The organism is Candidatus Buchananbacteria bacterium (genome assembly GCA_013359225.1).
In the GTDB taxonomy this organism is placed as follows: Bacteria; Patescibacteriota; Patescibacteriia; order Buchananbacterales; family UBA6539; genus JABWCG01.
In genome coordinates this window covers 587,449-601,517 of record JABWCG010000001.1, presented here as the reverse complement: position 1 = coordinate 601,517, position 14,069 = coordinate 587,449, and the positions used below count along the sequence as shown (strand labels likewise).

Annotated in this window: 14 protein-coding genes and 1 tRNA gene; 6 read left to right on the top strand and 9 right to left on the bottom strand. The window is 44.0% G+C overall.

From position 1 onward, the window contains the following. Positions 1 to 298: 298 nt before the first annotated feature. The 6 genes from HUU49_03065 to HUU49_03040 all read left to right on the top strand — a co-directional run bounded on the left by HUU49_03065 (position 299) and on the right by HUU49_03040 (position 6,369). Positions 299 to 574: a hypothetical protein gene (locus HUU49_03065; GenBank protein ID NUM25584.1), complete on the top strand. Its 276-nt coding sequence runs from the start codon at positions 299 to 301 to the stop codon at positions 572 to 574. Between the two features lie 123 nt (positions 575 to 697). After that, positions 698 to 1,867, top strand: coding sequence for a polymer-forming cytoskeletal protein (locus HUU49_03060; protein ID NUM25583.1), 1,170 nt, complete (start codon positions 698 to 700; stop codon positions 1,865 to 1,867). Between the two features lie 7 nt (positions 1,868 to 1,874). Next, positions 1,875 to 3,224, top strand: a complete 1,350-nt coding sequence (locus HUU49_03055) for a phosphomannomutase/phosphoglucomutase (GenBank protein ID NUM25582.1) — start codon at positions 1,875 to 1,877, stop codon at positions 3,222 to 3,224. Between the two features lie 14 nt (positions 3,225 to 3,238). Beyond that, positions 3,239 to 3,982 (top strand): slipin family protein, encoded by a 744-nt coding sequence (locus HUU49_03050; protein ID NUM25581.1) that lies wholly within the window; start codon positions 3,239 to 3,241, stop codon positions 3,980 to 3,982. A 3-nt stretch (positions 3,983 to 3,985) separates the two neighbouring features. Beyond that, positions 3,986 to 4,789, top strand: a complete 804-nt coding sequence (locus tag HUU49_03045) for a glutamate racemase (GenBank protein NUM25580.1) — start codon at positions 3,986 to 3,988, stop codon at positions 4,787 to 4,789. A 41-nt stretch (positions 4,790 to 4,830) separates the two neighbouring features. After that, the gene (locus HUU49_03040; protein NUM25579.1) at positions 4,831 to 6,369 is read left to right on the top strand and encodes a hypothetical protein; all 1,539 of its coding nucleotides are present in this window, start codon (positions 4,831 to 4,833) and stop codon (positions 6,367 to 6,369) included. 34 nt (positions 6,370 to 6,403) lie between these two features. Here the strand turns inward: HUU49_03040 and HUU49_03035 are convergent, their stop codons facing one another. The 9 genes from HUU49_03035 to HUU49_02995 form a co-directional block, all read right to left on the bottom strand. After that, positions 6,404 to 7,492, bottom strand: a complete 1,089-nt coding sequence (locus tag HUU49_03035; protein ID NUM25578.1) for a phosphate--acyl-ACP acyltransferase — start codon at positions 7,490 to 7,492, stop codon at positions 6,404 to 6,406. Positions 7,493 to 7,591: 99 nt separating this feature from the next. After that, positions 7,592 to 8,848, bottom strand: coding sequence for a Glu/Leu/Phe/Val dehydrogenase (locus HUU49_03030; GenBank protein ID NUM25577.1), 1,257 nt, complete (start codon positions 8,846 to 8,848; stop codon positions 7,592 to 7,594). 1 nt (position 8,849) lies between these two features. Then, a complete protein-coding gene (locus tag HUU49_03025; protein ID NUM25576.1) occupies positions 8,850 to 9,404 on the bottom strand; it encodes a class I SAM-dependent methyltransferase in 555 nt (184 codons plus the stop codon). Further along, positions 9,405 to 10,373 (bottom strand): tryptophan--tRNA ligase, encoded by a 969-nt coding sequence (gene trpS / locus HUU49_03020; GenBank protein ID NUM25575.1) that lies wholly within the window; start codon positions 10,371 to 10,373, stop codon positions 9,405 to 9,407. A 173-nt stretch (positions 10,374 to 10,546) separates the two neighbouring features. Continuing rightward, positions 10,547 to 10,735, bottom strand: coding sequence for a hypothetical protein (locus HUU49_03015; GenBank protein ID NUM25574.1), 189 nt, complete (start codon positions 10,733 to 10,735; stop codon positions 10,547 to 10,549). Between the two features lie 384 nt (positions 10,736 to 11,119). Next, on the bottom strand, positions 11,120 to 11,512 hold the full coding sequence (locus HUU49_03010) for a hypothetical protein (GenBank protein ID NUM25573.1): 393 nt from the start codon (positions 11,510 to 11,512) through the stop codon (positions 11,120 to 11,122). A gap of 27 nt (positions 11,513 to 11,539) precedes the next feature. Then, the gene (locus tag HUU49_03005) at positions 11,540 to 12,115 is read right to left on the bottom strand and encodes an MFS transporter (GenBank protein NUM25572.1); all 576 of its coding nucleotides are present in this window, start codon (positions 12,113 to 12,115) and stop codon (positions 11,540 to 11,542) included. Positions 12,116 to 12,119: 4 nt separating this feature from the next. Next, on the bottom strand, positions 12,120 to 13,946 hold the full coding sequence (locus HUU49_03000; GenBank protein NUM25571.1) for a ribonuclease J: 1,827 nt from the start codon (positions 13,944 to 13,946) through the stop codon (positions 12,120 to 12,122). An 18-nt stretch (positions 13,947 to 13,964) separates the two neighbouring features. After that, positions 13,965 to 14,051: transfer RNA gene (locus tag HUU49_02995), tRNA-Leu, on the bottom strand. Between the last annotated feature and the right edge of the window lie 18 nt (positions 14,052 to 14,069).

The window sequence follows — 14,069 nt, the reverse complement described above, 5'->3', positions numbered from 1 at the left end:
TATATTGATATCAATATATTGATAGTTTACCATTCTAAAAATAGCCTGTCAAAGCGGGGTGGTGGATAACTTGGGTAATTGATAAAAACTCATTATTAAAATAAAAAATCTGTTTTAGCGCAAGTTTTTGGAGTTTTTGAGGGTTGACAGATTGGCTAAATAATGGTAGTTTGTCACCATCACAATTTTGTTCTAAACCTGTAGGCTTTTCGACCTTTCGTCTGCGAAAGGAGGGAGAAGAAGTGACGTAAGGTGTTTGCACCAACCCTAGTTTACTCTGGAAAGGAAGGACAAAACCATGGCAGGAATGTCCAAAAACAACGGTCACAGCAATGGTGCGTGTGACCAGCCAATCGCAGTGAAGGTCTACGACCTTCAAACCAAACAGGTTACCGGTCAGTCGGCAGCAGTCGTTGTGGCCGGCAAAAGCTGCACTCATTGTTTCGTGGCTTTCGCCAGTCACCCCGCTGACGTTGTCCAACTTGGACCAAACGGCGACTTAGCTCATCTGAGCTGTCAGAAGAGCAAAGAACGCCGGGACGAAATGAAGTCCAAGCAGACAGCTACTGCCTGATCTTCGCTTCTTAAGTGGCCAACTGCAACCCTTGCAGCTTGGCCCTTTTTATTTTCAAAACAAGGTTGTCATTTGCGCCTAAGAATGATAAAATTGAGGTGCAATAATTATTAAAAAATGACTATGCAAACCCTAAAAAAATTTGCACTTATCAGCCTGATTGGGCTTTTTTTGATAGTAACTCCGGTTGTTGTTTTTGCCGCTTCAAATACAACTGGGGAATCGGTGTATGTCGCCGAAAATGAAATTATCCAGGGCAATTTGATTCGTTTTGGCAACGTCGTTGAAATCAACGGTCCGGTTGCTGGTGACGTGATTGTCGCTGGTAACAGTGTAAAAATTTCTGGCGCCGTTGCTGGTGACGTGATTGTCGCTGGTAACAGTGTAAAAATTTCTGGGCCGGTTGCCGGCAGCGTCCGGGTTATTGGCGAGGTGATTGAAATCAGTAGTGTTGTTGACCGAAACATTTGGGCGATCGGACGAACTATTGCAATAACCAAAGAAGCGCGCGCTGAGTGGGATCTATTTAGCGCCGGTGAAACAGTTGAAGCTCGTGGCGCGGTCAAAGGTAATGTCTGGCTGACTGGCGCTACCGTACTGCTTGGTGGTGAAATTGGTAAAGATGTTACGGCTTCGGTTGATAGGTCTGGCCGCGTCGTTTTATTGCCAGAAGCAAAAATTAGCGGAAACCTTACCTATAAAGCAGCAACGGAAAATCAGCTTGAACTGCAGGCTGGTGCGACTGTCGCCGGCCAGACGGTCAGGCAAGATTTAACCGGCCCTCATACTGCCAATTGGCGCCAGGCGTTTTGGCCGTTACAAATGTTTTTCAAAATCGTCGGTTTTTTCAGTTTAGTGGTTTTGGGAATTATTTTAGTCAGTTTAGTCCCTAAGATTGTCTTGGATGTTTATGATGAAATGACGAAAAATATTTGGCCGTCTATTGGCTGGGGTGCCCTGTACTTTTTTGCTATTCCGGTTGGTATTATCATCTTATTTTTGACTATCATCGGCATCCCTCTGGCATTGCTGGCATTGCCGCTATATTTGATCTTAATTTATGCCACCAAAGTGTTCGCTGCTTTGGCATTAGGCTTATGGATTATTACGAACTTTAGCAAGGAGAAAAAACACAAGGGTTCGTTGATTTTGCCGTTAGTGCTTGGTTTGATTGTTTTTACTGCGCTTGGCAATATTCCGTTGTTGGGGTGGCTGGCAAGTATAGTATTAATCTGGTGGGCACTGGGAGCACTGATACAGGTGAAGAAAAATATTTGGCGAGAATTCCGTTAACAACCCTATGGCAGAAATGATTAACGAAAAGATTTTTAAAGCCTACGACATTCGAGGGATCTATCCGGCCGAACTTAATGAAGCGGCTGCTTATGCGATAGGCCGGGCGTTTGTTAAAAAGTCTGGCGCCAGTGAGGTGGTGGTCGGTTCGGACATGCGGGTGTCCGGCCCGGCGTTAAAGCGTGAGCTGATTCGCGGCATTACCGACGAGGGTGCCAATGTTCTTGATATTGGTTTGGTATCAATCGATGTAGTCTATTTTGCAGTTGGGATTTTAAAGTATCAAGCCGGTATTATGATTACTGCTTCTCATAATCCTAAGGAATATAATGGTTTTAAGATGGTGTTGCAGAATATGAGCTGGGTTCGTGGACAAGATCTGCGAGATGAGGTTTTGCATCTGTCAGAAGAATTGGCTGATACAAAGGGTCGTGTGACGACAATTGATATATTGCCTAAATACACCGATCATGTTTTGTCATTTGTGGATCGGAAAAAAATTAAACCATTTCGAGTGGTGATTGATGCGGGTAACGGTATGGCTACAAATATTATTCCGTTGCTTGAGCCGCATTTACCAATTGAAGTGATAAAGTTAAATTTTGTCTTGGATGGAAATTTTCCAGCTCATCCGTCAAACCCATTATTACCCGAAAGTCAGGTTCAGATTATTCAGGCGGTTAAGGAACACCAGGCTGATTTCGGAGTAATTTTTGACGGCGACACTGATCGGTTATTTTTTGTTGATGAACAAGGCACGTTTATCAGGGCTGATTACACATTATTGATTTTAGCTAAAGAATTTTTGAGCCGTCAGCCGGGCATGGGAATAGTTTATAACATTATTTGTTCAAAGATTGTGCCGGAAAAAATTACGGAGTGGGGCGGTGTGCCAATATTATCTGAAGTCGGTTTTGTTAATATTAGCAAAGCCATGCGTGAACAAAATGGCATCATGGGGGGTGAGTTGTCTGCTCACTATTCATTTCGCGATAACGCTTATGCTGATTCGGGGTTTATTGCGTTTTTGATTTTGTTGCAGCTATTGTCCGAAGACGGCCGGGCACTTTCAGAAATTGTTAAACCGTTTTATACATATCAAAAATCGCCGGAAGTAAATATTGAATTTTCTGATCGTTCTCAGATTGAACAGATTATTGGTGAGCTCAAAAAGAAATATCAGACGGGTAAGCAAAATACGCTTGATGGGCTGACGGTGTATTATCAGGATTGGTGGTTTAATGTTCGGGCATCAAATACCGAACCGCTGTTACGTGTGACCGTAGAGGCAGATACGCAAGAAATTTTGGACAGCAATCTGGCCGACCTCTTAGCATTCATTAATAAAGCTAAATAATTAATCTAAAACATATGCCATACTTTCCGCTTATTGTTATCATCGTTTTTCTGCTTTTAATTTCAATTCGTCAGATTAATCAGTACGAACGGGGAGTCAAGTTTATGCTCGGCAAGTATGTCGGTACCAAAGAACCTGGCTGGCGCTTGATTATTCCGGTTATTCAATCATTGAAAAAGGTTGATATTAGAGTTAAGGCTGTTGACGTGCCGGATCAGGAAGCAATAACTAAAGACAATATTTCCGTTAAGATTAACGCCGTTATTTACTATAAGGTTTCAGATGCCGCCAAGGCGATTATTGAAGTTGAAGATTTTAGATACGCTATTTCACAGTTGGCGCAAACAACAATGCGCAATGCCAGCGGTGAAGTCAGTCTTGATGAATTGTTGGCCAACCGCGATCAAATTTCCAGCCGAATTCAAAGAATTGTTGACGAGGCGTCTGACCCATGGGGTATTAAAGTGGTGAATGTTGAACTTAAAGATATTGCATTGCCTGAAGAAATGAAACGTACCATTGCTAAGCAGGCCGAAGCCGAGCGTGAACGCCGCGCTGTTATCATCAAAGCTGAAGGTGAAGTAATTGCGGCTGAAAACATGGCCAAGGCGGCAAAAACTCTTTCGGCAGCTGATGGCGCGCTGCATCTGCGAACCCTGCAGTCCATTAATGATATTTCTTCAGACCAGTCTAATACGGTGGTGTTTGCCGTCCCGCTTGAAATTTTGCGGGCAATTGAGGGATTGGTAAAAAAATAATCTATGATTGGGATTTTTGACTCGGGAATCGGAGGGTTAACAGTTGTTAAAGCCATTCGTCGTGTTTTGCCAGCATATCAATTGATGTATCTGGGGGACACGGCACGCACACCATATGGCAACCGATCGCAGGAAAAAATTTACGAGTTTACCGTTCAAGCCGTTGATTATTTGTTTAAACAGGGTTGTGGGCTGGTAATTGTCGCCTGCAATACGGCGTCAGCTGAAGCGTTGCGAAAATTACAACAAGAGTGGTTGCCAATCCATTATCCCGACCGTCGGGTGTTGGGAGTCATTAGGCCAGTGGTTGAAGTGGCGGTTAGCCAAAGTCGGTATGGCCGTCTTGGAGTGTTGGGAACGCGGGCCACGGTTAATTCCGGCGCTTACGAACGGGAACTGCGGGCGCTTGATCCGAAATTAAAGATTTGGCAAGCGGCGGCACCACTGTTGGTGCCACTGATTGAAGAAGGTTGGTTGAAGCGGCCTGAAACAATAAAAATCGCCCGGCTTTATTTACGAGAATTAAAGACTAAAAAAATCGATACTTTGATTTTGGGCTGCACTCATTATCCGATGCTTCATAAAAAATTTCAAAGCATTTGCGGTAAGAATATTAAAGTTTTAGATGTCGCAACGATCGTTGCGGAAAAATTGAAAGATTATCTGAATCGTCACCCGGAAACCGAGCAGCGGCTCGTTAAAGGAACTGATCACCGATTTTTAGTTACCGACATAACTGATATTTTTGCTAAAACCGCCAGTGTCTGGTTGGGTGAAGATATCCGTCTGGAAAAAGTTAATTTATAATAGTATACTAAAACTTAAGGAGATCAAGTTTTGTTATACGTATGAAGAAATTTTTTATCTCATTTTGTATTATTGTTATCGCTGGCGTGATAGCATTTTTTATTTACCAAACCCATCATTATTCTTCGCCGGCTCTGGCAGCCAGCCAACCCTGCACCGACTACGAAACCACTCGAAATTACTACACGAAAGGTAGTGTTGTTACGTGTAATGCCTCGGGTGAATGTAGCGGATTTATTGTTGATGAATGTAGTGACAATATGCTAACGGATTACTACTGTGAAAATGGAGAAATAAAAAGTGAACAATATATTTGTCCAAATAATTGTCAGGATGGCCGTTGTATCAGAGGCCGAAATTGCAAATCAAATTCTGACTGTCTGACGGCGGAATTTTGTGAATTTCAGGGGTGCTCTGGTGAAATCGGCAGTTGTGTGGCGGTTACCTCCAGCTGCTCAAAAATTTATGACCCGGTCTGCGGCTGCGATCAAAAGACATACGGCAATAATTGTGAGCGCCAAAAGGTAAAAGTATCGCCGGACCATACCGGGCGGTGCGGTGTGGCATGTACTGAAACAGACAGTAAAAAAGATTATCGGACTAGAGGCTCAATTACTGGGTATGATATTAATGGTAACGCCGTTAATCGGTCTGATGAATGTGTCAATTCATTGTTGCGGGAATATTATTGTGATAGCGATCAACTAGCCGCGTACGTTGATTATGATTGTCCGAATGGTTGTAGCAACGGTACCTGTATCGTCGTTGTGGCGCCTGAACCAATCTTGGGCTGTATGGACACTAAAGCAAAAAATTATAATGCCAAAGCCACCAAGGATGACGGTTCGTGTCAGTATGAAATCCTGGGATGTATGGACAGGCAGGCCGTTAATTATAATCAAGTAGCTACAAAAAATGACGGTTCCTGCCGCTATGCGGCCGCCAATCCTCAGCCGCAAGCATCAAGCACTCTTGATTTTGTTGAACAGGAGCGGCGACTAGTTGGTGCTATTGATACCAATTTAGCTGCCGATTTAGCGGGACGAATTTTATTGCAAGTTGAATCTCGTGGTGAGGCGTGGTACGTGGCGCCTGGTGAAAAGAAAAAATTTTATTTGAAAAACGGCAACGATGCATATGCCGCTTTACGTTCGTTTGGCCTTGGAATCACTACTGCCGATCTAGCAAAAATCCCGCTTGGCCTTGAATCTCGCGCGATTATCAGCGATCAAGATGCGGATGGGCTTGATGACACTCTGGAAGAGGTTTTAGGCACCAGTCGTACGGATGCTGATTCGGATGACGATGGATTTACCGATGCGGTTGAAATAAAAAATAATTTTAATCCCTTAAGCAAATCAACGGAGAAAAACCAAGCGGATATTAGTTTAGTTAACCGATTACGAGGACGAATTTTATTGCAAGTTGAATCTCGTGGTGAGGCGTGGTACGTCAATCCGGCTGACGGGAAGCGATATTATATGAAAGATGGTGTTCAGGCCTATCAGATGATGAAATTTTTAAGCCTGGGTGTCACAAATGAAAATTTGCGCCGCATTGAGGTTGGAATTTTGGAATAAATTTTTTAATAAAAAGTCCCCTTGATTGTTGATCTCAGGGGGATTTTTCGATTTGCCGAAGCTGATCGAAGATGATTTGATGAACGTTGTGGCCAATTTCCGCCTTGGCGACTCGTAGGGCGTTAGCTATCGCCCGGGCGTTTGAACGTCCGTGGCAGATAATCATGCCGGGTACGCCCAGTAAGATTGCCCCGCCAATTTCGTCATGGCTGATCTTCTTTTTAGCGTCCTGAAAGATGATCAGCGACAATGGTGTCGCCAAAATGACAAGCAGCCAGATGAACGGCCAGGCAAAACACCAGGCTAATTGTCGGCTGGTTTGAGGAAATTCCGGCCGGCTGAGTAGTCGTTTAAATTCCCGTTTGGCGATAGCCTTGAGCATTTCAACAACCCCTTCGCCGCTTTTCAAAATCAGGTTGCCGACTTTGCCGTCGCAGACCGCAACGTCGACTTTACCCAGGAAGAGTTCGCGCGGCTCGACATTGCCGACAAAGTTAAGGTTGCTTCGTCCCAAAATGGCGTGTGCGTCTCTGAGTGTTTGATCACCCTTGCTTTCTTCTTCGCCGATGTTGACTAAGCCGACTCGTGGATTAGCAATGCCCATAACTTCGCGGGCATAAATCGCTCCCATGTGGGCATTGTGCCAAAGCGTGATGATGCTTTTGGCTTCAATGTTTGCACCGGCGTCAACCAGTAGCCACAACCCATCGGGGTGAGGCATTTTGACACCGATTGCCGGACGCAAATCAAAGTCGTTGATGCGCGGCGCCAGCAGCATCTTGCCCCAGGCGACCATTGCTTTTGTTTCGCCGGCAGACACCAAGGCCTGGAATTTGTCGGTTTTTACTCCGTATACTCCTTGAGCAATGGAGCTGCGGCGTTTTTTCCTGATTGTTTTGATGTCTTCGCCCATCTTAATCGCTTCACCACACTCTTGAAGGCTGATGCCGTCAGGCATGTGGTTTTTGAACCAGTTAATTGAGGCGCTTGACCCCAAAACGACAAGCTCTTGCTGGCTTACGAAACCTTCTTTGATTGCCAGCGTGATGCCTTTGGCAATAACTTTTGGACCGTGGTCGCCACCGTCCAAATCAATCGCAATTTTGGCACTTATATCGTTCACGACAAAGATCCTTTCGTGTTGTACTGTTGAAAGAACGTTACTGTAGAGCTTAACAAAAAAGAGCCTGGTAAGCAAACGTGGCTCTTTTTTGTACTTATGTTACTCTTTAGGAACAAGACAGACTTGTTGGAGTGCTGAAATAAACGCGGCTGTTCGTAGTGGGATGTTGTACTGTTTTGCAGTTTGAGTGACTCGGTTGAACGCGTCAATCATAATTGGTTTGAGTTTTTCTCGAACCTGTGCGGCTGACCACTTCTCATTTTTAGTATTTTGGAGCCATTCAAAATAAGAAACTGTCACGCCGCCGGCGTTGGCTAAGACGTCGGGAATAACAACAATGCCGCGGTCTGCAAGTTCACGATCAGCTTCCGGCGTAATCGGACCGTTGGCGAGTTCTAAAATAATTTTTGCCTTAATATTTTTAACATTGTCTTTGGTAATTTGGTTTTCCAGAGCTGCTAGGATTAAGATATCGCATGGTTGTTCTAGGATCATATGTGGCTCAAGATGATGGTGGTTGATATCGCACTGTCCCGCCTCGTCATTGACACAAACATCAAGCCGGCCATGGTCTTTTTTGATTTTTTGAATAACCACGGCGTCAAAACCCTGATGGTCTGGATCAATAATTGCTGTTTTAGAATCAGCGACGCCGATAATTTTAAAGCCGGCTTGGTGGAGTAAAACAGCCATGTTGGCACCGGCATTGCCAAAGCCTTGAATGATGACGGTGGTTTCTTTCGGACTGATGTTTTTGGTTTTGATAAAATCTTCAAGGATAAAAAATCCACCATCGGCTGTGGCGGTGTCGCGACCAAGGGAACCACCCTTGGCAATTGATTTACCGGTAATCATTCCTGGATCGGCATGGCCAATTAATTTTTCATATTCATCAAGCATCCAGTCCATAATTTGGGAATTGGTGTTTACATCCGGTGCCGGGACATCAAGCTGTGAACCAAGGTGCTGATAAAATGCCTGGATGTAGGCGCGCGACAGCTTTTCTAATTCAGCTTGGCTTACTGTTTTGGGATCCACGACAACTCCGCCCTTGCCGCCGCCCATGGGAATGCCGACTGTGGAGGTTTTAATAGTCATCCAAAAAGCGAGGGCTTTAACTTCATCAAGCGTGACATTTTGGTGAAAGCGAATGCCACCCTTAAATGGTCCACAGGAATTATTATGTTGCACCCGGTACGCTTTAAATGTTTTCGTTGATCCGTCGTCCATGGTAACCGTTAAATCTGCTTCCAGGATGTTTTTGGGAGTTCGTAGGTTTTTAAGCTTTTCGTTGTTATTCATGATATTGGATGCAAGATCCAATTGCTTCATCGCATTTTCGAAGGGGTTAGACATATTATTTTTTGACATATAAATAAATACTACTTGAATTACGATTATTTGGTTGTAGATTAATAATGGTATTAGGGGTTAGTGTTGGAAGCTTAAAACCGTAACAAACGATGCGACCACCTGGCTTTAGTTCAGCTAATAATTTTTTTTCAACTTTTGGCATGACTGCATCCATTAAAAAACAAAAAACGCCGTCGGCATCTTTCAGGTTAGCGTGGTAAAAATTTTTGTATAGTACTTTGGCCTGACTGTGATGTAGAAAAATATTGATTTGGGCTCGCAGGTATGCCCAAGGAGAAATTTCAAACCCCAAAGCTTTAGCGCCGCGTTTTTCCGCCTCAATTAAAAATCGGCCATCGCCGCAACCAAGATCATAGAATACTTCGCCGGGTTTCAGGTTAAGCTGATTAATAATTAGTGTAACATTTTTTTTAGGTGTTGGCACAAACGGCACCCCAACCAGAAAAATAACAATAGCGCTGGCGCCGATCAGAAGTATTGCGACTGTGCCGGCGGTCAAGACGACAAAAGAAATTAAAAATAGCGTGACCTCAAACATTTAGCCAATTCCAATCTTTTGGCGAACTTCCTCCATGGTTTTGGCCGCTACTTTTTTAGCTCGTTTGGACCCCAGGGTTAAGACTTTTGCAGCCTGAGCATCAGTAATTTTTTTCTTTTTTTCACGAAAGTCATAAAAGTAATCAGCAATATCTTGTGCTAGTTGTTCTTTGAGTTCGGAGTATTTAAGATTGCCAGCATTTTTATCGGCTGTTAGGCGCTCAAATATTTTTTTGTTACTAAATATTTTTACCAAACCAAGCAGATTTTGCGCGCCAAGGCCTTTGCCGTCGCCGGTGTCAGTTACTGCCTTGCTAATTTTCTTTTTAATAATTTCTGGTTCATCTTCAAGATAGATACAGTGGTTGTCGCCCAAACTCTTGGCCATTTTTTTGTCGGGCTCAAGTAGGCTCATGATTTTTGGCACCTCAGTATAAAGCGGTTGAGGTTCCGGAAATGTCTGGCCAAATTTGGCATTAAAAAATTTAGCAGCATCGCGCGCCAGTTCAACGTGCTGAGTTTGATCTGCGCCAACCGGAATTTTTGTCGGTTTGTACATCAGGATGTCAGCTGCCATTAAGATAGGATAAAACAGTAGCCCGGCGTTGACATTTTCTTGTGCTCGGTCGGTTGATTTGTCTTTGTACTGGGTCATGCGAAATAAAAACGAAACCGGAATAACGTTGGAAAGGATTACGGCTAATTCACTATGCTCGGACATGTGTGATTGGGTGAATATAGTGCATTTTTTTGGATCAAGTCCGGCCGCCAAAAAATCTTTTGCTAGATCAACAGTTTGACGATGTTTGATTTGTGGATCAAACTGCTCATTGAGCGAGTGCAAGTCAGCAATAAAAAAATAACATTCGTATTTATTTTGCAGCTCAACGAAGTTTTTTAAGGCCCCAAAGTAGTTGCCGATATGTAGTTTTCCGGTCGGTCTGATACCCGACAAAATGATTTCTTTCATACTAGTCATTTTAATATGGATAGGTGGTTATGTAAAGAAAAATGGGGGGGCAAAAACCGCAGTTTGCAGTATTTACCCCCTTTGACAGCGGCCTCACCTGTCGCTCGTGAGCGACGGGTGTCTCACCTGTGTCAGTCACGACTGACTGGTGCCTCCAAAACCCTTGGATTCATCTAGCGACTTTCCGCCAGATTTTTTTTCCCTTGGTTACAGCCAGGGTTGATACAGATTGGCAGCAATTGGTTGCCGCTAGTGCTGCCAAATCCATGGCCGTTTACGAACTGTTCTTTTGTTCCCTGCATGGGAGTTTTGCATTCAAAACAAAGTTGTGGACGTTTGTCTTCGCTATGTCCCCAAGGCATGGTTGAAAGCTCCTTTGCCATTTTGGCGTTTAAAGAACGTTAAACAAAAAAACCCTCTCGTCGCTTGGTTATAGTAAACACTATAACTAAGGGACGAAAAGGTTTTCGCGGTGCCACCCTTATTATCAAAAAAATCCGTGTCAGTACGGATTATTTGATCGCTTTACTGACTCTGTCGTCGCCTGAGGCGACCGACATCAGTTAGTTTTTGGTTACGGGTAACTACTCCCGGGCCGCCACTAGCGCAGCGGCCACCTCAGTATGCCCAACCCCCACGAACGTGGGGACATACTTCAATGGTTTTAATAACTTTGTTAAGGATGTGTCTATCTTAACACGGTTAAAATATTTGTCAAGTTTTATGTAAATAAAAAACCGTATCAATTACTTCATTAGATACGGCTCACCTTCCAGCTCTTGCGCGGCTTGCACCGCTTGAAGGGTGCGCGATTCGGCAAAGAGTTTGCCAAAATAATCGTCAATTTCAGTCGGCGAAACGCTCATCTTCGCGATTTTGGCCAGCTCTTTTAGTCTGAATAGTTCGCCGGCTTCGTGATCAGGACAGTGAATTGCCAGTCCGAGCTTTGATTTGATCGGACAAAGTTCAATGATTGCCCGTTTTCTGGTGTCTAGGATTTGATCCATAATGATCTGCGTGCGGCCGCAAAACGATTGCTCCTTCATCAAATCCAGGCAGCAAAGCAACAAGGTGTTTAGTCGGCTGGTGACCCGGCGAAGCCGAATCAAATTCTGTTTGAGCTCTTGATGCTCCTCCATGGTACCTTCCTTATTGGTTGTGGTGATCTAAAGAACTTTGCGTGGTAGTAAATAGATATAGATGCCGCTCGCAAACGACATCATTGCCATAAGAATAAACAAAACGTTGAAGTTAGTCAATGTGACGATAACGCCGCCGACAACGGCACCGACTGCAAGTGAAAAGTAGTTGATTGATTCCCAGGCGCCCCACTGTTTGCCAGCGTGATTTTTATCAAGATGTTTTGAATAGACAGCGTCAAATGCCGGTGAATAAACGGCTTCACCAAGACCAATTAGTATTTGAATAAGAAGAAGAAACCAGACTGAGGTACAGATTGACAGCAGTAAAAACCCCAGTCCCATAATCATGTAACCGGCAACAACGATTAGTTCGTTTTCTTTAACCCGATCACTGTATTTGCCGGAGACAAGCGTGGTAATGCCGGCAGCCAAAGCAAAAATACCGCCGGCGAAACTGGCATCCATCAAATCGCCACCAATGTCTTCGACAAACAAAGCGTAGATCGGGCCAAACATAGCGCCGGCCAGCAAGATGATGGAGTTAGTAACCAAAAGAATTTTTAGCGGCAGGTTGAATAAGGGTTTTTTTTGAAACCACATAGAGTTAAATTTGAATTATTACCGGCAATACCATTGGTCGCCGTTGAGTTTTTTGGTACAAAAAATTGCTGACTTCAGTTCGGATTTTATCTTTATAGTAACCCTCATCAACGCCGCCTTTAAGCGTACCCTTAAAAATTTTTCTTGCCAGCATTCGAGTATCTTCAATCAGTTTTTTATTTTCTTTCATATAGATAAATCCCCGTGAAATAAGGTCGGGATTTTGTACCAGCACGCCGCGTTTTTTATCAATAGTGACAATGACGACGATCATACCGTCGGAAGCCATCACCTGGCGGTCTTTTAAAACAACGCTTGAAACATCGCCGACACCCAGACCGTCGACAAAAACATAATCAGTCACCACTCGCTGGTTGGTGAGGCGGCCACCCTTTTTGTCAAACTCAATAATTTGGCCATTGTCAGCCACAAAGATTTTTTCTTTTGGAAAACCAACACTTTGTGCCACCTTTGACGCTTCTTGAAGCAGGTAGTGATTAGCATAAACCGGGATTAAATAATCTGGCTGAACTTCTTTGAGCAGTAGCTTGATATCTTCAATTTTGCCATGACCGCCGGCGTGGACATCCATAATTTCTTTATGAATAACATTTGCGCCAAGCCGGTATAGCCGGTCTTTTAAAGTTTGGATTGTTCGTTCGTTGCCGGGGATTACCGAAGACGAAAAAACAATGGTGTCGTTTGGTTCAATTTTAATAAACCGGTGGTCGCCATTGGCAATCCGGCGCAGCACAGCCCGGTCTTCACCCTGAGAACCGGTACAGATAACCACCACTTTATTTTTTGGGTAGTCGTCAATGTTGGCAATGTCAATAAGCGTTTCTTTGTTGGTTTTAATGAAGCCAAATTTACGGCCGATTTCTACGTTTGATTTCATGCTGTAGCCGTCAACCGCGACTTTTTTGCCATACTTTTCAGAAATTTGAATGATCTGACCGATACGTTCAATCATTGAAGAGAATGTTCCAAAAATAACACGGCTGGGAGCAGTACTAATGATTTGCTCCATATTTTTATATACTTCCATTTCCGAACCCTGAAAACCCTGTTGGGTTGAACCCAGACTTTCCATCATTAAGGCAACCGGTCTAGTCTTAGTCTTCCATTTAGCAAGATGAGTCATGTCGGTTTTTGGGCCTTCAACCGGATCAAGATCATAGCGCCAATCGCCGGGGTGAATGACAGTGACAACGGGCGTTTGAAGGATGATTCCTAGCGCATCTTTAATACTGTGAGTGACCTGGAAAAAATTAATGGTGATTTTTCCTAATTTGATCGGTGACTTGAGGTCACGTAATTCCATGATTTTGGGAGTGAATTTGTTGCTGTGGTCTTCAATCTGTTTGCGCAAGATGGCGGCAGTCATTGGTGCGGCAATAACCAGCGGATTACCTAGCTCGGGCAGCAGGTGTGGCGCGGCGCCGACATGGTCAAGATGACCGTGCGTAATTAGTACAGCGCGGATATTTTTTTCTTTACCTTTAAGTGAACTAATATTCGGCAGGATATAATCAATGCCGTGCATTTCTTCTTCGGGGAATTGGTGTCCCATGTCGACAATGACGATATCGTTTTCATATTCAAAAACCGTCATGTTGCGTCCGACCTCTTCAAGGCCGCCTAAAGCGTAGATTTTTAGTTTGTCCGGTGAAAAGACTTCTTTTCTTTTAGGACTTGGTTGAGTAACACCGCTGTGATGCTTGGTCTTAGCAATCTTTTTGCGGTGTTGATTTCTATTGTTGTCTCTCCGGCCAACCGACGGCTTGCCGGTGCGAGATCTAACAGGATGCTGTTTTTTTCGTTCTTTCATAATGTAATATAGTTGTTATGGTGCCGATGGAGAGATTTGAACTCTCACGAGCTTGCGCTCACACGGCTCTGAACCGTGCGTGTCTACCAATTTCACCACATCGGCTTAATGGTGTGTGTCTAG